General features: G+C 70.7%; 15 protein-coding genes. 9 read left to right on the top strand and 6 right to left on the bottom strand.

From position 1 onward, the window contains the following. Positions 1-221: 221 nt before the first annotated feature. Positions 222-3929, bottom strand: coding sequence for a multifunctional oxoglutarate decarboxylase/oxoglutarate dehydrogenase thiamine pyrophosphate-binding subunit/dihydrolipoyllysine-residue succinyltransferase subunit (locus AC3RX1_RS00420; protein ID WP_491499255.1), 3708 nt, complete (start codon positions 3927-3929; stop codon positions 222-224). A gap of 174 nt (positions 3930-4103) precedes the next feature. Here AC3RX1_RS00420 and guaB1 point away from each other — a divergent pair, with 174 nt between their 5' ends. Next, positions 4104-5561 (top strand): GMP reductase, encoded by a 1458-nt coding sequence (gene guaB1 / locus AC3RX1_RS00415; RefSeq protein ID WP_491499254.1) that lies wholly within the window; start codon positions 4104-4106, stop codon positions 5559-5561. Between the two features lie 251 nt (positions 5562-5812). Here guaB1 and AC3RX1_RS00410 read toward each other — a convergent pair whose 3' ends face one another. Then, positions 5813-6772: a hypothetical protein gene (locus AC3RX1_RS00410; RefSeq protein ID WP_491499253.1), complete on the bottom strand. Its 960-nt coding sequence runs from the start codon at positions 6770-6772 to the stop codon at positions 5813-5815. A 470-nt stretch (positions 6773-7242) separates the two neighbouring features. Between AC3RX1_RS00410 and AC3RX1_RS00405 the strand changes: the two genes are divergently transcribed. Beyond that, positions 7243-8559 carry a hemolysin family protein gene (locus AC3RX1_RS00405; RefSeq protein ID WP_491499613.1) on the top strand — a complete coding sequence of 439 codons (1317 nt, stop codon included), beginning with the start codon at positions 7243-7245 and terminating at the stop codon, positions 8557-8559. After that, positions 8556-9626: a hemolysin family protein gene (locus tag AC3RX1_RS00400; protein ID WP_491499252.1), complete on the top strand. Its 1071-nt coding sequence runs from the start codon at positions 8556-8558 to the stop codon at positions 9624-9626. Before AC3RX1_RS00405 ends, AC3RX1_RS00400 begins: the two co-directional genes overlap by 4 nt. Positions 9627-9711: 85 nt before the next feature. Here AC3RX1_RS00400 and AC3RX1_RS00395 read toward each other — a convergent pair whose 3' ends face one another. Next, entirely contained in the window at positions 9712-10782 is a 1071-nt protein-coding gene (locus AC3RX1_RS00395; protein WP_491499251.1) for an NADH:flavin oxidoreductase/NADH oxidase, read from the bottom strand. Between the two features lie 44 nt (positions 10783-10826). Here AC3RX1_RS00395 and AC3RX1_RS00390 point away from each other — a divergent pair, with 44 nt between their 5' ends. The 5 genes from AC3RX1_RS00390 (at position 10827) to AC3RX1_RS00370 (ending at position 14906) form a co-directional block, all read left to right on the top strand. Further along, positions 10827-11729, top strand: a complete 903-nt coding sequence (locus AC3RX1_RS00390; RefSeq protein WP_491499250.1) for an ADP-dependent NAD(P)H-hydrate dehydratase — start codon at positions 10827-10829, stop codon at positions 11727-11729. Positions 11730-11799: 70 nt separating this feature from the next. Beyond that, positions 11800-13038, top strand: a complete 1239-nt coding sequence (locus tag AC3RX1_RS00385; RefSeq protein ID WP_491499249.1) for a glycosyltransferase 87 family protein — start codon at positions 11800-11802, stop codon at positions 13036-13038. A gap of 24 nt (positions 13039-13062) precedes the next feature. Then, the gene (locus AC3RX1_RS00380; protein ID WP_491499248.1) at positions 13063-13377 is read left to right on the top strand and encodes a thiamine-binding protein; all 315 of its coding nucleotides are present in this window, start codon (positions 13063-13065) and stop codon (positions 13375-13377) included. Between the two features lie 30 nt (positions 13378-13407). After that, a complete protein-coding gene (locus AC3RX1_RS00375; RefSeq protein ID WP_491499247.1) occupies positions 13408-14154 on the top strand; it encodes an NUDIX domain-containing protein in 747 nt (248 codons plus the stop codon). Beyond that, a complete protein-coding gene (locus tag AC3RX1_RS00370) occupies positions 14154-14906 on the top strand; it encodes a class I SAM-dependent methyltransferase (RefSeq protein WP_491499246.1) in 753 nt (250 codons plus the stop codon). The genes AC3RX1_RS00375 and AC3RX1_RS00370 overlap by 1 nt, the downstream gene beginning before the upstream one ends. On the opposite strand, the gene metX is transcribed toward AC3RX1_RS00370, so the two are convergent. Together metX and AC3RX1_RS00360 are read right to left on the bottom strand one after the other, a co-directional pair. Continuing rightward, positions 14903-16111: a homoserine O-acetyltransferase MetX gene (metX, locus tag AC3RX1_RS00365; RefSeq protein ID WP_491499245.1), complete on the bottom strand. Its 1209-nt coding sequence runs from the start codon at positions 16109-16111 to the stop codon at positions 14903-14905. The two genes, AC3RX1_RS00370 and metX, sit on opposite strands and share 4 nt — an antisense overlap. Positions 16112-16218: 107 nt before the next feature. Further along, a complete protein-coding gene (locus tag AC3RX1_RS00360) occupies positions 16219-17115 on the bottom strand; it encodes a glucose 1-dehydrogenase (RefSeq protein ID WP_491499244.1) in 897 nt (298 codons plus the stop codon). A gap of 173 nt (positions 17116-17288) precedes the next feature. Between AC3RX1_RS00360 and AC3RX1_RS00355 the strand changes: the two genes are divergently transcribed. Next, on the top strand, positions 17289-18257 hold the full coding sequence (locus AC3RX1_RS00355) for a hypothetical protein (RefSeq protein ID WP_491499243.1): 969 nt from the start codon (positions 17289-17291) through the stop codon (positions 18255-18257). 110 nt (positions 18258-18367) lie between these two features. On the opposite strand, the gene AC3RX1_RS00350 is transcribed toward AC3RX1_RS00355, so the two are convergent. Then, complete coding sequence (locus AC3RX1_RS00350) at positions 18368-19690, bottom strand: bifunctional o-acetylhomoserine/o-acetylserine sulfhydrylase (protein WP_491499242.1); 1323 nt, start codon at positions 19688-19690, stop codon at positions 18368-18370. Positions 19691-19695 lie beyond the last annotated feature (5 nt).

Here is a 19695-nt window from a genome sequence, read left to right as displayed (position 1 = left end):
GCGCCACGGCACAGGACCCGCCGACGGACTCAGACGGATGCGTCGCATGCGATGCACGGTCACATCGTCGAGCGCCGCAGCGGCCTCGGGTTCGTCACGGCCGATCGCGACGACTCCGCGGCGGCCGCGGCATCCGTATTCGACCGCGCCGGCGTCGAGCCCGTGTGACTCGATGCCGGCGCAGTCGCACGGCGCCGTCCCGGAGGACGACGACCCCGACGTTACAGTGTCGTGGCCTGCTGGAGGATCGCGGCGGCCTCGGCGGCGTGCACCTTCGGCGAACCGGTCGCGGTGGATGCCGCGGCGGCGCGCGAGATGCGACGCACCGGCCGGTCGAGCTGCGCGGCGACCTCCAGCGCGATGAACGGCCAGGCGCCCTGGTTCTCCGGCTCGTCCTGGACCCACACCAGCTCGGCGTCGGGGTACTGGGACAGCACGGCGTTCAGCTCGTCGATCGGCGCCGGGTAGAACTGCTCCAGGCGCACCAGCGCAATCGCCGGGTTCGGGTTCTTGTCGAGCTCGGCCTTCAGATCCCAGTGGATCTTGCCGGAGTGCAGGAGCACGCGCTTGACCGCCGCCTTGTCGCCGCCGTCGTCGAGCACCGGCTCGAACTTGCCGGTGAGGAAGTCCTCGACCTGGCTCGTCGCCCCGCGCAGGCGCAGCATCGCCTTGGGCGTGAACACGATGAGCGGGCGGCGCGGACGCGCGTACGCGTGCCGGCGCAGCAGGTGAAAGTACGACGCGGGCGTCGACGGACGCGCGACCGTCATGTTGTCCTGCGCGCACAGCTGCAGATAGCGCTCGATGCGGGCCGAGGAGTGGTCGGGGCCCTGCCCCTCGTAGCCGTGCGGCAGCAGCAGCACGACGCCCGACTGCTGGCCCCACTTCTGCTCGGCCGACGAGATGAACTCGTCGACGACCGACTGCGCGCCGTTCGCGAAGTCGCCGAACTGGGCCTCCCACAGCACCAGCGCGTCGGGTCGCTCCACGGAGTAGCCGTACTCGAACGCCATCGCCGCGTATTCGCTGAGCAGCGAGTTGTACACCCAGAAGCGGCCCTGGTTCGCCGACAGGTTCGTCAGCGGGATCCACTCCTGGCCGTTCTCCCGGTCGTGGAGCACGGAGTGGCGCTGCACGAACGTGCCGCGTTGCGTGTCCTGCCCGGCCAAGCGCACCGCCGTGCCCTCGAGCAGCAGCGAGCCGAACGCCAGCAGTTCGCCGAAGCCCCAGTCGATGTCGCCGGTGCGGCTCATCTCGAGGCGCTTCTGCAGCAGCTTGTCGAGCTTGGGGTGAACCGTGAACCCGTCGGGCTTGTTCACGAAGGCGTCGCCGATCGACTCGATGACCTCGCGCGAGACGCCGGTGGTGTCGGGCTCGCCGGAGAAGGCCATGACGCCCGCGTCGCCCGGCGACACGACAGGGGAGGTGCCGGTCTCAGCTGCGTGCGTCTCCGCGAAGGCGATCTCCAGGCGGTCCTGGAAGTCCTTCTTCGCGGTGTCGTACTCCTCCTCCGTGATGTCACCGCGGCCGACGAGCGACTCGGTGTACAGCCGGCGCACGGAGCGCTTCGCCTCGATGAGGTTCGTCATCAGCGGCTGGGTCATCGACGGGTCGTCGCCCTCGTTGTGGCCGCGACGGCGGTAGCAGACGATGTCGATGACGACGTCGCGGTGGAACTCCTGGCGGTAGCGGAACGCGACCTCGGCGGCGTGCACGACGGCCTCCGGGTCGTCGCCGTTCACGTGCAGGATCGGCGCCTGGATGGTCTTGGCGACATCCGTCGCGTACACCGAGGTGAAGCCGTCGTTGGGCAGCGTCGTGAAGCCGACCTGGTTGTTCACCACGATGTGGATCGTGCCGCCGGTGCGGTAGCCGCGCAGCTGCGACATCTGCAGCGTCTCGACGACGACGCCCTGGCCGGCGAACGCGGCGTCGCCGTGCACGAGGATCGGCAGGTACGTGAACGAGCCGATCGGCTTGCGGTCCTGCTTCGCACGGACGATGCCCTCGAGCACCCCGTCCACCGTCTCGAGGTGCGACGGGTTCGCGGCGAGGTGGATCGGCAGCTGCTCGCCGCCGTCGGCGACGAACGTGCCATCCATTCCGAGGTGGTACTTCACGTCGCCGGAGCCGCTCTTGTTGCCGACGGCGACCGAGCCCTCGAACTCGCGGAACACCTGACCGTAGGTCTTGCCCGCGATGTTGGTGAGGACGTTGAGGCGACCGCGGTGCGCCATGCCGATCGCGGCCCCGTCCATCCCCGCCGTCGCCGCGCCCTGCAGGATCTGGTCGAGCAGCGGGATGAGCGACTCGCCGCCCTCGAGGCTGAAGCGCTTCTGCCCGACGTACTTCGTCTGCAGGAAGGTCTCGAACGCCTCGGCCTGGTTGAGCTTGCTGAGGATGCGCAGCTGCTCGTCGTGGCTCGGCTTCTGGTACTTGACCTCCATGTTGTCCTGGAACCACTTGCGCTGGATCGGGTCCTGGATGTGCATGTACTCGATGCCGAGCGTGCGGCAGTAGGAGTCGCGCAGCACGCCGAGGATGTCGCGCAGCTTCATGACGCGCTTGCCGCCGAAGCCACCGGTGACGAACTCGCGGTCGAGGTCCCAGAACGTGAGCCCGTGGCTCTCGATCTCGAGGTCGGGGTGGGTGTGCTGGCGGTACTCGAGCGGGTCGATGTCGGCCATCAGGTGACCGCGCACGCGGAACGAGTTGATGAGCTCCTGCACGCGGGCGGTCTTGTCGACGCGCTCGGCGACGTCGACGTTGATGTCCTGCGCCCAGCGGATGGGGGCGTACGGGATGCGGAGGGCGGCGAAGATGTCGTCGTAGAAGCCGCGCTGTCCGACGAGCAGCTCGTGCACCTTCTTCAGGAACTCGCCCGAGCCGGCGCCCTGGATGACGCGGTGGTCGTAGGTGCTCGTCAGCGTGATGGTCTTGCCGATGCCGAGCTCGTTGAGGGTCTTGTCGGAGGAGCCTTGGAACTCGGCCGGGTACTCCAGCGCACCGGCGCCGATGATGCAGCCCTGGCCGTTCATGAGCCGCGGCACCGAGTGCACGGTGCCGATGCCGCCGGGGTTGGTCAGCGAGATCGTGGTGCCGGCGAAGTCGCCCGCGGTGAGCTTGTTCGCGCGGGCGCGCTTGACGAGGTCCTCGTACGACGCCAGGTACTCGCCGAACGTGAGCTGGTCGGCGCGCTTGACGCTCGGCACCATGAGCGCGCGGGTGCCGTCGGGCTTCGGCAGGTCGATCGCGATGCCGAGGTTGATGTGCGCGGGGGCGACGACGGAGGGCTTGCCGTCGACCTCGGCGTAATAGACGTTCTGGCTCGGGAACTCCTGCAGCGCCTTGATGATCGCCCAGCCGATGAGGTGGGTGAAGCTCACCTTGCCGCCGCGGGTGCGCGACATGTGGTTGTTGATCACGATGCGGTTGTCGATCATGAGCTTCGCCGGGATGGTGCGCACGCTCGTCGCCGTCGGCACCGTGAGCGAGCGGTCCATGTTCGCCGCGAGCGTCTTCGTCATGCCGCGCAGCGGCGTGACGACATCCTGATCGCCGTCGCCGGCCGGCGCCTCCTCGGCGGCGGACGGCTTGACCTTCGGCGCCTGCGCCGGGATCGGCTGCGGCGCCGCCGGCTTGGCGGTAGTCCGGGCCACAGGCGCCTGGCCGATGACCGGAACGGGCGCTGTCACCGGGTGCGCGTCGGCGGAGGGAGTGGTCACCGCGGGTGCCGTGGTGGCGGTGTCGCCTGTTCCGCTCGGTGCGGCGGCGTCGACGGGGTGATAGTCCTCGAGGATCGGCCACCATGACTTGTCGACGGAGTTGCGGTCCTTCTTGAACTGCTCGTAGAGCTCATCGACGAGCCATTCGTTGGCCCCGAATTCTCCCTCGCTCGAAGTCCCGACGCCGCTGGACTGGCTCGACACGCTCGCTCGCCTGCTTTCCTCGCTCAGATCTGGGATGTGCGGGGACGTTCGCGGCCCTTGCGCACGTCGATCAAGCCTAGTCCAGACACCTGGCGAGTGCTCCGCATCCGCGGGCGCGGCGGCCACGATTCAGCATCATCTTCGCGCTCGGAAGGAATGGCTAGCCTTGACAGCATGGAGTTCTACGGAGAGCAGCCCACGGTCGATCTGACCTACTCGGATGTGTTCCTCGTGCCGCGGCGGTCCGACGTCACGAGCCGACTCGATGTGGACCTCTCGCCGGGCGACGGGACGACCGCGACGATCCCCCTGGTCTCCGCGAACATGAACTCCGTGACCGGGGCCCGCCTCGCCGCCACGCTCGCCCGCCGCGGGGGCCTCGGCGTACTGCCGCAGGACATGCCGCTGCAGGAGCTCGACGCCGCGATCCGCTGGGTGAAGGCGCAGCCCGTGCCGTGGGACACCCCGCTCGTGCTGCCGTCGCACGCCACCGTCGTCGACGCCGCGCGCATCCTCCCGCCGCTCGAGGGCTACGGGATCGTCGTGGCCGACGCCCCGGTCGAGGGGATGTCCATCGACGACGTGCGCGGGGTGGTCCCCGCGTCGCGACTGGCGACGGCGCTGCCCGACGCACGCCTCGGCGACCTCGTGCGGGCGCGGCCGACGGCGATCGACGCGGACGATGTGACGGATGCGCGGCACGCGTTCGACCTCATGGTCGACAGCGGCGCGGAGACGGTGTGCGTGATCCGGCACGGCGTGCTGATCGGCACGCTCTCGCGGCGCAGCGCGCTGCGGGCGACGCTGTACCGGCCCGCCGTCGACGCCGACGGGCGGCTCATCGTGGCTGCCGCGATCGGCATCAACGGCGACGTCCAGGCGAAGGCGCAGGCGCTGGTCGCCGCAGGCGTCGACGTTCTGGTCGTCGACACGGCCCACGGGCATCAGGACGGCATGCTCCGCGCGATCGAGGCCGTCGCCGAGCTCGGCACCGGCATCCCGATCGTCGCGGGCAACGTCGTCACCCCCGAGGGAGTCCACGATCTCGTGACGGTCGGCGCCTCGATCATCAAGGTCGGCGTGGGCCCGGGCGCGATGTGCACCACCCGGATGATGACCGCGGTCGGACGTCCACAGTTCTCGGCGGTGCTCGAGACGGCGCAGGCCGCGCGGCTCATGGGCGCGCACGTGTGGGCCGACGGGGGGGTGCGCTACCCCCGCGACGTGGCGCTGGCGCTCGCCGCCGGCGCGGCATCCGTGATGATCGGCTCGTGGTTCGCCGGCACCGTCGAGGCGCCGGGCGAGCTGCAGAAGGATGCGTCGGGGCGGGTCTACAAGGAGTCGTGGGGGATGGCCTCGACGAAGGCCGTGCGCGAGCGGTTCGGGCGACTCGAGGCGTATGAGCTCGCGCGCAAGGAGCTGTTCGCCGAGGGGATCTCGTCGTCGAAGATCTACCTCGATCCGCTGCGCCCCGGCGTCGAGGACCTCGTCGACATGATCACGTCGGGCGTGCGGTCGTCGTTCACCTACGCCGGCGCGCGCACCGTGCCCGAGTTCCACGAGCACGCCCGCGTCGGCCTGCAGTCCGCCGCCGGCTACGACGAGGGCAAGGCGCTCCCCGTCAGCTGGTAGCGCCGCGGCGCGGCGCGGCGCGGCGCGCCCTTCGTCGTTCGCTCTGCGTCGTTCGATCTTCGTCGTTCGATCTTCGTAATGCTGCAACATCCTGCTAATGCGGCATCGTCTTCCCTCGTGCGGCAGTTTCCTGCAGATGCGGCACGGTTTTCCTGGCGCATTCGCCGAAGACTGCAGCACCAGAGCAAACGGAGGCCTCAGAGTCATTGCCGCCGGAACCTCAGAGCCGGCGGCCGGCGACATCCGCAGCGCTACGGGCGCGGCTTGGAGCAGGGCATGCCGTCGCCGGTCAGGATGTCCCAGATCGCCCGCGGGTCATCGGCCTGTTTCGCGGCCCAGCGAGAGAACCCCCGTACTTCTCGTCGGATCTCGTTCTCGCGATCCTTCTCGTCGATCACGATCTCGGTGATGTCGCGCCGGGAGTCGAACTCCGGCTTGACGTACTTCACCCGCCCGTCGACCTCGCACCAATGATCGTGCTGCTCGAAGTAGAGGTCACCGTACGCGACGCGACCACTACGCAGGACGCGGCGCTCCTGCAGACGTGGACGGGGGAAGCCGAGCTGCACCACGACGACTCGACTCTGGCTCTCACGGACGTTCGCCGCGAGCGGCTCGGCGAATGCGAGAACACGCCGAGCGCGTGCGTTGGACCGCCGTTCAGGTGTGCTGCGCGTGAGCGCGAGGATCTCCTCGATCGTGGTCAGAGGGCCGCCGCTCCGCCCGGTCCAGATCGCCTGGTCCACGGCGCTGACAGCGCGCACGAAGGGCAGGTCACGCGCCAGATCGAGCGCTGTCTGCGTCGGGCTGGTGATGCGGTGCCGCTCGAACTCCGCCGTCTCCACATGGTCCAGTCCGAGCGTGTGTCGGCGGACGGTGCCGCTGGATCGCCCACCCTCCGTGCGTTCGGTCGTGACGTCGACCCGGTTCGGCCACGCGCCGAGGACGTCGATGCCGTGTTCGGCAGCGGCCGCCATATGCGACACGACGGCTGGACCCTTCAGCCGCCGCAGCACTTCACGGACGAAGACTCGATGCTTCTCGATCGGCTTGAGTGCAGCCCACATCGGCGTGGGTGAATATGCGCCGGTCGCGATCCGGGTCCACTCGCCCGACGCGATCGCCGCATACAGACGACGGTCGTCGATGAGTTCGAGGGGACGATCGCTTCGTCGCGTGATGACGAGGTTGCGCACAGCGGTCGAGGCCATACGAGGAGCTTGCTGCGCCGGCGCCGTGCGCGGGGCGACGCACCCCCATCCGTGGAAAACGAAGCCGATGAGGCCGATTTCCCCCGTCTCGGGAGGCCGCGACGGTGGAGATGCGTTATCTATCGGGCGCCGACGCGACCGCCGTCGGCCCTGCGCCAACGGGCGAAGTCCCAGGGCTGCACCTTTCCGCTGATGCGCCTGGAATTATCTGGCGCAATAGCGGGAATCTGCAGCCCTGGGGAGAACTCTGCAGCATGAGCATGATGCTGCAGCACTGGGCGAAACGCTGCAGCACGAGCCTGATGCTTAGCACTCGGTCTCGAAACACGGCCGGGACGCCGCCGCGCCGCGGCGCACCGCCGCTCGTGGAGCACGACAGTGGGCTGTCGTAGAATTGTGCGCACGATGGACGACCCGCCGAGTTGCAGACGCCCGCCCCACGAACCCGCCCCCGCAGGGGGTGATGCGTGATGGACTACGTCATGATCGCCGTGGGGCTTCTTCTCACCGTGGGCACCGGACTCTTCGTCGCCAGCGAGTTCGCCCTCGTCAACCTCGATCGCGCCGACCTCGAGGCGCGCCAAGCGCGGGGTGAGACCCGGCTGCGCATCACGATCGCCGCGCTCATGCGCACGTCGACGCACCTCTCGAGCGCGCAGCTCGGCATCACGCTGACGACTCTGCTCACCGGCTACACGATGGAGCCGGCGATCTCGAACCTGCTGCGTCCGCTGTTCGCGGGATGGGGCATCCCCGCCGCCGCGGCATCGCCGGTCGCCGTCATCATCGGCGTCACCATCGCCACGATCGTCTCGATGATCCTCGGCGAACTCGTGCCGAAGAACTTCGCCCTCGCGTTGCCGCGCCAGACCGCCAAGCTCGTCCTCCCGTTCCAGGTCGCGTTCACCGCGGTGTTCCGCCCCGCCGTCGTCGCGCTCAACGGCTCCGCGAACGGCGTGCTGCGCGCCATGGGCTTCGAGCCGAAGGAGGAGCTCTCGGGCGCCCGCACCGCGTCCGAGCTCTCGAGCCTCGTGCGCCGCTCCGCGAGCGCCGGCGTGCTCGAGCAGGACACCGCGACGCTCCTCGACCGCAGCCTCACCTTCTCGCGCCTCACGGCGGCCGACGTCATGACGCCCCGGCCCAGCCTGCGCGCGGTCGGAGCCGACGACTCCGCCGAAGACGTCGTGCAGCTCGCCCGGCGCACCGGGCACAGTCGCTTTCCGGTCACCGGCGAGTCGATGGACGACATCGTCGGCGTCGTGCACCTGAAGGCCGCGGTCAGCGTCCCCAGGGACCGGCGAGCGGATGTCCCGGCCGCCGCGCTCGCCTCGGAACCGCTGCGCGTGCCCGAGGCCGTCCACCTCGACGGCCTGCTGGCCGAGCTGCGCGCCCGCGGGTACCAGCTCGCGATCGTGCTCGACGAGTACGGCGGCACCGCCGGCATCGTCACCCTGGAGGACCTCGTCGAGGAGATCGTCGGCGAGGTGCTCGACGAGCACGACCGCCGCCGCGCCGAGATCGTCCGCGGCGGCCAGACCGTGTCGTTCCCTGGTGACTGGCGCCCCGACGAGGTGCGCGACCGCGCGGGCGTGCGCGTCCCCGAAGGCGATGTCTACGACACCGTCGGCGGGTACATCATGAGCCTCCTGGAACGCATCCCGAGCGTCGGCGACACCGTCGCCGTCGACGACGGCACCCTCACGGTGGCCCGGATGGACGGCCGCCGCATCGACCGCGTCACCTTCACACCGGCCCCGCCGGTCGACGAGAACGGGGGCGAGCGATGAACGACTGGGCCGGAATCGTGTGGCTCGTCATCCTGCTGGCCGTCAACGCGTTCTTCGTCGGCGCCGAGTTCGCCGTCGTCACCGCCCGGCGTTCGCAGATCGAGCCGCTCGCCGAGCGCGGCTCCCGGTCGGCGAAGACCGCGCTGTTCGCGATGGAGCATGCGACCCTCATGCTCGCGACGACGCAGCTCGGCATCACGATCTGCTCGCTGCTGATCCTGAACGTGTCGGAGCCCGCGATCCATCACCTGCTGGCGGCCCCGCTCGGCCTCACCGGCGCGGGCGAGGCCGCGGTGGACGTCATCGCGTTCGTGATCACGCTCGTACTGGTCTCGTACCTGCACGTCGTGTTCGGCGAGATGGTCCCGAAGAACCTCGCGTTCTCGGTTCCCGACCGGGCGGTGCTCCTGCTGGCGACGCCGCTCGTGTGGGTGTCGAAGGTCTTCCACCCCGTCATCGTCGCGCTGAACTGGCTCGCGAACGGCGTGCTGCTGGCATTCCGCGTGGAGCCCAAGGATGAGGCGGCGTCGACGTTCACTCTCGATGAGGTCGCGACGATCGTGAACCGCTCTCGCCGGGAGGGAGTGCTCGAGGACACCTCCGGCACCGTCGCGGCGGTCGTGGAGTTCACCGACAAGAAGGCCGGCGACATCGCCGTGCCCCTCGCCGACCTCGTGACGCTGCCCCGCTCCTCGACGCCGCTGGAGATCGAGCGCGCCGTCGCCCAGCACGGCTTCTCGCGCTACGTGATCGTCGACGAGACCGGCGCCGCGGTCGGCTACGTCCACCTGAAGGACGTGCTGCGGGCGGCGGAGGATCCGGATGCGCCGGCCGACGTGGAGAAGACGATCCCGGCCAAGCGCATCCATCACATGGTGCCGGTGCTCGCCACGACCGACCTCGAGGACGCCCTCGCGCTCATGCGCCGAGCCGGCCGCCACCTCGCGCAGGTGCGCGCGGCCGACGGGAGCACCGTCGGCGTGCTGTTCCTCGAGGACGTGATCGAGGAGCTCATCGGCGAGGTGCAGGATGCGACGCGGCGCGGTCACCGCGCGAACGGGCGCTGACGCTCCTCGACACCGCTGCCGACGACTGCGCGACCTTCTCGTGCGGTCGCCGAGCGGTCGCTGCGCCGAGCGGCGCTGACGCGGCTCAGCGCCGCGGCCGCGCCCGCAGGTACTGGGCCGGCCAGTAGTCGATGTCGACGCCGAGCTCGCTCGCCGCGCGCAGCGCGAAGTGCGGGTCGCGCAGCCATTCGCGCCCGGCCATGATCGCGTCGGCGTCGCCCGCGGCGAGGATCTGCTCCGCCTGAGCGGCGTCGTCGATCATCCCCACGGCGCTGACGGCGACGCCCGCCTCGCGGCGCACGCGGGCGGCGTAGCCAACCTGGTATCCCGGTCCCACGGTGATGCGCTGGTGGGCGACGAGCCCGCCGCTGGAGATGTCGAACATATCGGCGCCGTGCTGGGCGGCCATCCGGGCGACCGCCACGGTGTCGGCGACATCCCATCCGTCGTCCGCGGCATCGGTCGCCGAGAGCCGCACCAGCAGCCCGGCGTCGGGGGCCGCCGCCCGCACCGCGTCGACCACGCGCAGCAGCAGCCGGGCGCGGTTCTCGAGCGGCCCGCCGTACTCGTCGTCGCGCCGGTTGCTGAGCGGCGAGAGGAACTGGTGCAGCAGGTAGCCGTGCGCACCGTGCACCTCGAGGACGGCGAATCCGGCCTCGACGGCGCGCCGCGCGGCGTCGCCGAACGCCGTGACGATCTCGTCGATCCCGCCGGCGTCGAGTTCCCGCGGTGCGGCGAACCCGTCGTACGCGATCGCCGACGGCGCGACCGTCGGCCAGCCGCCGTCGTCGGCGGGCACCGATCCCGACCGCGGATCGAAGGGGCGCCAGGTGGACGCCTTGCGGCCGGCGTGGGCGAGCTGGATGCCGGGGACGGCGCCGCGGGCGCGGATCGCGGCGGCGAGAGGAGCCCAGGCGTCGCGATGCGCATCGCTGTAGATGCCGGTGTCCTCGGGTGAGATGCGGCCGTCGGGGAGCACGGCGGTCGCCTCGGCCATGACGAGACCCGCTCCGCCGCCGGCGAACTGCGCGAGATGAACGTGGTGCCATTCCTGCGGCATCCCGTCGACCGCGCTGTACTGGCACATCGGTGACACCCACAGCCGGTTGCGGAACACGATGTCGCGGATCTGCAGGGGCGAGAAGAGGACGCTCATTCGGCTGCTCCTGGATGTGACGAGGGCGGGGGTAGGGTGGCGCCATGGTCGACGCGGGCGATGCACGGGAATGGTCGGCGGCCGATGCGGCGGCGTGGCTGTACGCGCCGAACTCCGACGATGACAAGTATTCCCGAGGAGTCGTGGGTGTGCGCACCGGGTCGGACACGTACCCCGGAGCGGCAGTGCTCGGGGTGGAGGCGGCGTGCCGAGCGGGCGCCGGCATGGTGCGCTACCTCGGCCCGCGGCGCGCGGCGGAGTTCGTGCTCCACCGTCGACCCGAGATGGTCACCGCCCACGGACGGGTGCAGTCGTGGGTGACGGGTTCGGGGATGGATGCCGCGGCACGCCCCGCTCCGGTCACCGCGGCGCTGCATCACGTCCTCGCCAGTGAGGTCCCCGTGGTCGTCGACGCGGGGGCGCTCGACCTGGCTCCCGCTGCCACAGCGCCCGTCGTCGTCACGCCGCACGCGAGCGAGCATGCCGCCCTGCGGCGCCGGATCGGCCTCGACGATACGACGCCGCAGGGCGATGCCGCGCGGGCGGCGCAGGCAGCCGAGACCGCCGCGGCGATCGGGGTCACGGTGCTGCTGAAGGGCGCCGTCACGATCGTCGCGACCCCCTCCGGCTGGACGACGCGGATCTCTTCCGGGACGGCGTGGCTCGCGACGGCCGGCACCGGCGACGTGCTCGCCGGTGCGCTCGGCGCCGTGGTCGCCGCGGCGCAGGCGCGCCGCGAGGTCGACGGCGGGGGACTGGACGCCGAAGCCCTCGGCCCGCTCGCGGCGACAGCGGCGTGGGTGCACGGCCGCGCGGGCGTCATCGCGGCCGCGCGCAACGGTGGCGGCGGAGGCGCCGGTCCGATCACGGCGCTCGATGTCGCCGACGCGCTGCCCGCGGCGATCGCGGAAGTCCTCGCCACGGCCGGGCGCACCGCGACGGACTGAGCATCCCACCGGGCAGGTGCTCGCCGCGATCCCACAGCCGGCGCTGAACGCGCCACTCTAGACTTGCCGGATGTCGAGGCGGGCGATTCTCTGGGCGGCGTTCGCCCTCGTGCACGTCGTCGTCGCTGCGCTCGGCTTCGTGCTTCCCAACCAGCCCATGGGCGATGTCTACCTCGTGTACGAGCCCTGGTCGACGAAGGCGATCGACGGCGCCGGCATCGTCGGCATCACCGAGGGGTGGGTGTACCCGCAGCTCGCTCTCGTCCCGATGGTGCTCGCGCACGGGCTCTCGTGGATCGGCGGCTACACGCTCGGCTGGGCGCTCCTCGTCACGCTGTGCGACGCGCTCGCCTTCGCGCTGCTGGTCGGACGGGCACGCTCGCGCGGTCGCCGCGTCGCCGCGTGGTTCTGGCTCGCGTCGATCGCGCTGCTCGGTCCCATCGCGCTGTACCGCATCGACGCGATCACGATCCCGCTCGCCATCGCCGGGTGTCTGTGGCTCGTCGGCCGGCCGTGGCTCGGCTCGATCCTGCTCGCCGCCGCGACCTGGATCAAGGTCTGGCCGGCGGCGCTCCTCGCCGCCGCGGTGATCGCCGTGCGGCGCCGGCTCGCCGTCGTCGGCGGAGCCCTCGTGGTGTCGGCGCTGACGCTCGCGGCGGTGGTCGCCGCCGGGGGAGCGGCATACGCGTTCGGATTCATCGGCGATCAGACGGGTCGCGGCCTTCAGCTCGAGGCGCCGGTCAGCACCGTCTACCTGTGGCGGGCCGTCGCCCACATCCACGGATCGTTCATCTACTACGACCCCGACATGCTGACGTTCCAGGTGACGGGACCGAACGTCGACGTCGTGATCGCGCTCATGACGCCGCTGCTCGTGATCGCCGTCGGCGCCGTCGCTGTCCTGGGTGTAGTCAAAGCGCGCCGGGGCGCATCCTTCGCCGCGCTGTTCGCGGACCTCGCGCTCGGGCTCGTGACAGCGTTCATCCTCTTCAACAAGGTCGGATCGCCCCAGTACCTCACCTGGATCGCCGTGCCCGTCGTGATCGGCCTCGTGATCGACCGCCGCCGCTGGCGGGGACCCGCGCTGCTGGCGCTGGCGATCGCGGTGCTCACCCAGGCCGTGTATCCGCTCGCCTACTCGGAGCTGCTGGCCGCGCACCCGATGGGCGCCGCCCTGGTCACGGCGCGCAACGCGCTCGTGCTCGCGCTGTTCGTGTGGAGTGTCGTGCGGCTGGCGCGCACGCCCGTCCCCGAGCGGGCGCCGCGTTCCGTCGCCGTGGGGGCTGCCGACAGCGCGGTTGCGCGCTGAGCACGAATTGGTAGCGTTTCAGGCATGCTGATCGCCTTCTCCGTCGCACCGAGCGGTACCGGTCGCTCGGACGGAGCCGTGCACGACGCCGTCGCCGCCGCCGTCCGCATCGTGCGCGACTCCGGTCTGCCGCACCGCACGACGTCGATGTTCACCGAGCTCGAGGGCGAGTGGGACGAGGTCATGGATGTCGTCAAGCGCGCCACCGAAGCGGTGATGCCGTTCGGATCGCGCGTCTCCCTCGTGCTGAAGGCCGACATCCGCCCCGGATACACCCGAGAGCTGGACGGCAAGATCGAACGGCTCGAGGACGCGATCGCCGAGTCCGAGGTCGGCTGATCCGCGAAGAGCGGGTCGTAGGCTGGCGTGGTGAGTGAGACCGACCCGGCGCTGCGCGACCTGCGCTCGGCCCTCGAGGCCGCGGACGCGGAGTCAGGAACCGCCGCCGGCCCGCCGTCCGCCGACGTCCTCCCGGTGGCGGGGACCGCCGTGCTGATGCGCGACGGCCACGCCGGACCGGAGGTGCTGATGATGCAGCGGCCCGAACGCGGGTCGTTCGCGGGGGCATGGGTGTTCCCGGGCGGACGCGTCGAGCCCGCCGATCTCGTCAGCGGCCAGACCGAGGCCGACGACGCGCGCCGGGCCGCGGCCCGCGAGACGGCGGAAGAGGTGGGCCTCGTCGTCGACCCCGCCGCCCTCCATCCGATCAGCTGCTGGACCCCGCCGGCCGGCATCCCCAAGCGCATCCGCACGTGGTTCTTCCTCGGCACCGCTGCAGAAGCCGTCGAGCTGACGCTGTCGGCGGCCGAAGTCGTGTCGGCGGAGTGGGCGGCCCCGGCCGACGTGCTCGACCGTCACGCGCGCGGCGAGCTGACGCTGTATCCGCCGACCTGGGTGACGCTGCACGGGATGGTCGGCTTCGCCGACGCGGCCGCCGCGGTCGCCGGCGCGCGAGTGCAGGGTCTGCAGGAGTTCGCCACCGTCATCCGGCGGCGCGCGGTCTTCGCGTGGGCGCCGGACGTCGCCCACGACCGCGACGCCGACCTCGACGCATCCGGACCCCGCCACCGACTGCTCACCGACTCGCTGCCCTGGCGTTACCTGAAGACGGCGTGATGCGGCCGTTCGAGGAGCTCGTCGCGGAGGCCGAAGCGGCACCCGTCGACGGGTGGGGCTTCGCCTGGCTCGACGGCCGCGCCACCGAGGAACGGCCGGGATGGAGCTACGCGCGTCTGCTCGCGCGCCGATTCGCGGAGGTCGAGTCCGCCCTCGACATCGATACGGGCGGCGGCGAGGTCGTCGCGGAGGCCGAACGACTGCCGCCGCGGATGGCGGTCACCGAATCGTGGGCGCCGAATCTGCGCCGTGCGCGTGCGCTCCTGGGCCCGCGCGGGGTCGAGGTCGCCGCGTCCGTCCCGGGGGAGCCGCTGCCGTTCGGCGACGGCGGCTTCGCGCTGGTCTCGTCGCGGCACCCGGTGGCCCCCGACTGGGCGGAGATCCGGCGCGTGCTCGCGCCCGGCGGCTGCTACATGGCCCAGCACGTGGGACCGCGCTCGGCGGCCGAGCTCAGCGAGTACTTCATCGGACAGTGGCACGGCGAAGACGGTCGCGATCCGCGACGCGAGGCGGCCGCCGCCGAAGCCGCCGGTCTCGTCGTCGACGACGTGCGCACGGCCCGTTGCCGGATGGAGTTCTTCGATGTCGGCGCCGTCGTGTGGATCCTCCGCAAGTGCGTCTGGTGGGTGCCCGGCTTCTCCGTCGACCGGTACCGGGACAAGCTGCGCGCGCTCGACGCGCAGCTCAGAGGAGGCCAGCCGTTCGTGACATCGTCGGCACGCCACCTCTTCGAGATGCACCGGCCCGGCTAGGCCGCAAGGAGCCGGCGCAGGTGCGCGCCGACGAGGTCGGTCTCGATGAGGAACCCGTCGTGGCCGAAGTCGCTCGTGAGCACGACCGCCTCGTTGCAGTCCAGAGTGTGCGGGATGCTGCGGGCGATCCGATGCTGACCCTCGACGGGGAACAGCCGGTCGGTGTCGATGCCGAGCACGAGCGTCGTTGCCGTCACGCGTGCCAGCGCATCCTCGATCCCTCCGCGGTCGCGTCCGACATCGTGCGAGTCCATCGCCTCGACGAGCCGGATGTAGCTGTTCGCGTCGAATCGGCGCGTGAACTTGTTGCCGTGGAAATCGAGATACGACTCGACCGCGAACCGTCCGCCGTTTCCGAGCGGACTCACCCCCGACTGCCACGACCGGCCGAACCGCATGTTGAGCTCAGCGGGGCTGCGGTAGTTCAGCAGCGCCATGCGTCGCGCGAGCGCGAGACCGCGATGGGGTCCGTCGCCGTCACCGGCGTCGTAGTACTCCCCGCCCGCGAAGCGCGGGTCGATCTGGATCGCCTCCAGCTGCACCGAGTTCAGCGCGATCTGGTCGGCGGTGTTGAACGGGGGAGAGCTCAGCACCGCGAGCCGCTCGACGCGCTCGGGCTGGCCGACCGCCCATTCGAGGGCGTGCATCCCGCCCATCGATCCGCCGATGACGGCGGCCCAGCGGTCGATGCCGAGCGCGTCGGCCAGCATCCGCTGCGCCGCGACCTGATCGCGGATCGTGAGGTACGGGAAGCGCGACGCCCACTCCCGCCCGGTCGGTCCGATGCTCGCCGGCCCGGTCGAGCCCTGGCAGCCGCCGAGCATGTTCGGGGCGATCACGCACCACCGGTCGGTGTCGATCGCCAGTCCCGGTCCGACGATGTCCTCCCACCAGCCGGCAGTCGGATGCCCGGGCCCGGCAGGTCCTGCCACGTGACTGTCGCCGGTGAGCGCGTGCAGGATGAGCACGGCGTTGTCGCGAGCGGGGGCGAGCTCACCCCACGTCTCGTACGCCATGCGCACGAACGGCAGTTCGGCGCCGTTCTCGGTGCGGAACGCGCCGAGCCCCGCGAACACGCGGTTCCCGACGGGGTCGCCGTCGCGCCACGCGCCGGTCGCCGGCGGCCGGCCGAGGAGCGATCGGGCGTCGGCCTCCGTCACCGGTGCGCTGGGCACCGTGTCCTCGGAGGTCTGCTGCCAATCCATTCCTCCATTCTCCCGTGTCGAGACGTACGCCCGAGGAGCGTTACGTCGCGGCGGGAGCGCGACCGGCCGTGGACGGGCCGGGCGCCCGAGCCGTCACGCGGGGAGCGTCACGGTGTGGGCTCACCGCCGTTGACGTTCAGCGTCTCGCCCGAGACGTAGCTCGATTCCGCCGACGCGAGGAAGACGTACGCCGGGGCGAGCTCGGCCGGCTGCCCGGCACGGCCGAGCGGAACCTGCTGCCCGAACGACTCGATCTTCGGCTGCGGCTGCCCTTCGCTGACCTGCAGCGGGGTCCAGATCGGGCCCGGTGCGACGGCGTTCACGCGGATGCCCTTGGGAGCGAGCTGCTGCGCCATGGACTTCGTGAAGTTGTTGATCGCGGCCTTCGTGATGGAGTAGTCGACGAGGATCTTGCTGGGGCTGTACGCGTTGATCGACGTGGTGTTGACGATGGTGGCCCCTGCCGGAAGATGCGGAAGCGCGGCCTTCGTGATCCAGAACATCGCGTAGATGTTGGTCTTCATCGTGTCGTCGAACTGCTCGTCGTCGATGTCGGTGAGGCTCTCGGCGAACACCTGCTTGCCCCCGTTGTTGACGAGGATGTCGAGACCGCCGAGCTCTTCGACCGCCTTCGCCACCAGGTCGCGGCAGTGCTGCGCGTCGCGGAGATCGCCGGGGAGCATCACGGCGTTGCGGCCGGCGTCGCGGATGAGGGCCGCGATGCGCTGGGCATCCTCTTCCTCCTCCGGCAGATACGACATCGCGACGTCGGCGCCTTCTCGCGCGAACGCGATCGCCACCGCTGCGCCGATTCCCGAGTCGGCGCCGGTGATCAGGGCCTTGCGTCCGTTCAGCCGCTCGCTGCCGCGGTAGGTGTCCTCGCCGTGGTCGGCCTGCGGCTCGAGATCGGCATCCAGTCCGGGCTCGGGCTGGTGCTGCTCGGGCGGCGAGATCTTCGGGTAGAGGGTCGTGGGGTCGCTGAACGAGTACTGGTCCTGTGCCATGGGTGTCTCCTCTGCTGAATCCGAACTGATCTCTTCGCAAGCGGCGGATGCGCGTGCATCGACGGTTGCCCGGCACGTTACGCGGGTCGCGGCCGAGACGAATGAGGGTTGCGCTCCGGGGCCTGGTGCGCAAGCGCCCGGCGATGTCGGATGCCGCGGGTAGCGTCACCGTCATGGACGACGACGTCATCGACTACCTCCTGACCGGCGATCCGGCGATCCGCTGGCAGGTGCTGACGGACCTCGGTCGGGCGAGTCCCGAGGAGGTGGCGGCCGAGCGTGCGCGCGTGGCGGCGGAGGGCTGGGGCGCGCGGCTCCTCGCCGAGCAGGACGCCGACGGATTGTGGGACGGCGGCGTCTATCGGCCGGGCTGGGCGGATGAGTCGCGGCCGTTCTTCGATGCCTGGACGGCGACCCACTTCAGCCTGCAGCAGCTCGTCGACTTCGGCGTCGAACCCGACGACGAACGCGTGAAGGCCGCCGTCGCCCGCGTGCGGCAGCGCGTGCGGTGGGATCACGCCGGCGAGCCGTACTTCGACGGCGAGACCGAGCCGTGCATCAACGGCGTCGTGCTGACGATCGGCGCGTACGTCGGCGAGCCGACCGACCCGGTGCTCGCGACGGTCCTCGACACGCAGCTGCCGGACGGCGGATGGAACTGCTGGGACGAAGACGGGACGAGCCCTGCGTCGTTCCACTCCACGATCTGCGTCCTGGAGGGACTCCTGGCCTACGAGCGCTCGCATGAGGGAACGGATGCGGCGGCCGCCGCATCCGTCGCCCGTCGGCGCGGCGAGGAGTATCTGCTGGAGCGACGGCTGCTGTGGCGCGCGTCGGACGGCGAGCTCGTCGACCCTCGCTTCGCGATGCTCTCGTACCCGACGCGCTGGTTCTACGACGTGCTGCGTGCCCTCGACCACTTCCGGCTGGCGCGGCCGGAACGCGATCCACGGTGCGCGGACGCCATCGAGGTGCTGCGACGGAAGCGGCTGCCGTCGGGCATGTGGAAGCTGGACAACCCCCATGAGGGGCCGAGGCTGTTCGACATGGAGGGGGAGGGGGAAGGCTTCCCGAGCCGCTGGGTCACGCTGCGCGCCCTCCGCGTCCTGCGGTGGTGGGACGCGGGGTCGCCGGCCGACTGATCCGGCAGGCTGGGGCGTCGACGCGCACGGGAACGGATGCCGGGAACGACGGATGCCCCGGCCGCCACCCGGGACGGGCCGGCGGTCGGGGCATCGTGTCCCTGAGGAGGTCAGACGCGAGCGGCCTCGCCGACGGCACGCGCGGCGGTGAGGGCGTTCTCGAGGTCGTCCTTGAGGTCGTCGATGTTCTCGAGGCCGACCGACAGACGCACGAGACCCGGGGTCACCCCGCTCGACAGCTGCTCCTCGGGCGACAGCTGCGAGTGCGTCGTCGAAGCCGGGTGGATCACGAGCGACCGCACATCGCCGATGTTCGCGAGGTGGCTGAACAGCTTGAGGTTGTCGACGAACGCGCGGCCCACGTCGACGCCGCCCTTGAGCTCGAACGACAGCACCGCGCCCACGCCCTTCGGCGCGTACTTGTTGGCGTTCGCGTACCACGGCGAGCTGGGCAGCCCGGCGTAGCTCACCGACGCGACGTCATCGTGGTTCTCGAGCCACTCCGCGATCTCCTGCGCGTTCTGCACGTGACGCTCGACGCGCAGCGACAGCGTCTCGATGCCCTGGATGAGCTGCCAGGCGCTGTTCGGCGAGATCGCCGGTCCGATGTCGCGCAGCAGCTGCACGCGCGCCTTGATGATGTAGGCGATCCCGTCGCCCAGCACGCCGGTGTAGCTCACGCCGTGGTACGAGGGGTCGGGCTCGGTGAGGCCCGGGAACTTGTCGGCGTGCTGCGACCAGGCGAACGTGCCGCCGTCGACGATGGCTCCTGCGATCACCGTGCCGTGACCGCCGAGGAACTTCGTCGCCGCGTGGATCACGACGTCGGCGCCGTGCTCGAACGGACGGATCAGGTACGGCGTGGCGATCGTGTTGTCCACGACGAGTGGGATTCCGTTCTCGTGCGCGATGCCGGCGACCGTCTCGATGTCGAGCACGTTGATCTTCGGATTGCCGATCGACTCGGCGAAGAACAGCTTCGTGTTCGGCCGCACCGCCGAGCGCCACGCCTCGGGGTCGTCCTGGTTCTCGACGAACGTCGTGGTGATGCCGAGCTTCTCGAGGGTGTACCGCAGCAGGTTGTACGTGCCGCCGTAGATGGCCGAAGAGGCGACGACGTGGTCGCCGGCTCCCGCGATGTTGAGGATCGCCAGCGTCGCCGCCGACATCCCCGATGCCGTGAGGAGAGCGCCGGTGCCCCCCTCGAGGGCGGCGAGGCGCTGCTCGACGACATCCTGTGTCGGGTTCTGGATGCGGGTGTAGATGTTGCCGGTCTCGGCGAGCGAGAACAGGTTCGCCGCGTGCTCGGTGTCCTTGAACACGTACGACGTGGTCTGGTAGATCGGCGTCGCCCGCGCCCCGGTGACCGGGTCGGGCTGAGCACCGGCGTGGATCTGCGCGGTCTCGAACCGCCAGTTCTCGGTTGCTGACATGGGAT

The sequence above is a fragment of the Microbacterium altimontanum genome (assembly GCF_058349865.2).
This window is presented reverse-complemented; position numbering and strand designations above follow the sequence as displayed.

Bases quoted from the DNA above. Each gene is read 5' to 3' on its own strand.
- AC3RX1_RS00400 (WP_491499252.1), top strand. From the start codon at position 8,556: ATGAACGACTGGGCCGGAATCGTGTGGCTCGTCATCCTGCTGGCCGTC.
- AC3RX1_RS00370 (WP_491499246.1), top strand. From the start codon at position 14,154: ATGCGGCCGTTCGAGGAGCTCGTCGCGGAGGCCGAAGCGGCACCCGTC.
- AC3RX1_RS00410 (WP_491499253.1), bottom strand. From the start codon at position 6,772: ATGGCCTCGACCGCTGTGCGCAACCTCGTCATCACGCGACGAAGCGAT.
- AC3RX1_RS00350 (WP_491499242.1), bottom strand. From the start codon at position 19,690: ATGTCAGCAACCGAGAACTGGCGGTTCGAGACCGCGCAGATCCACGCC.
- AC3RX1_RS00390 (WP_491499250.1), top strand. From the start codon at position 10,827: ATGGTCGACGCGGGCGATGCACGGGAATGGTCGGCGGCCGATGCGGCG.
- AC3RX1_RS00355 (WP_491499243.1), top strand. From the start codon at position 17,289: ATGGACGACGACGTCATCGACTACCTCCTGACCGGCGATCCGGCGATC.
- AC3RX1_RS00360 (WP_491499244.1), bottom strand. From the start codon at position 17,115: ATGGCACAGGACCAGTACTCGTTCAGCGACCCCACGACCCTCTACCCG.
- metX (WP_491499245.1), bottom strand. From the start codon at position 16,111: ATGGATTGGCAGCAGACCTCCGAGGACACGGTGCCCAGCGCACCGGTG.
- AC3RX1_RS00405 (WP_491499613.1), top strand. From the start codon at position 7,243: ATGGACTACGTCATGATCGCCGTGGGGCTTCTTCTCACCGTGGGCACC.
- AC3RX1_RS00395 (WP_491499251.1), bottom strand. From the start codon at position 10,782: ATGAGCGTCCTCTTCTCGCCCCTGCAGATCCGCGACATCGTGTTCCGC.
- AC3RX1_RS00385 (WP_491499249.1), top strand. From the start codon at position 11,800: ATGTCGAGGCGGGCGATTCTCTGGGCGGCGTTCGCCCTCGTGCACGTC.
- guaB1 (WP_491499254.1), top strand. From the start codon at position 4,104: ATGGAGTTCTACGGAGAGCAGCCCACGGTCGATCTGACCTACTCGGAT.
- AC3RX1_RS00380 (WP_491499248.1), top strand. From the start codon at position 13,063: ATGCTGATCGCCTTCTCCGTCGCACCGAGCGGTACCGGTCGCTCGGAC.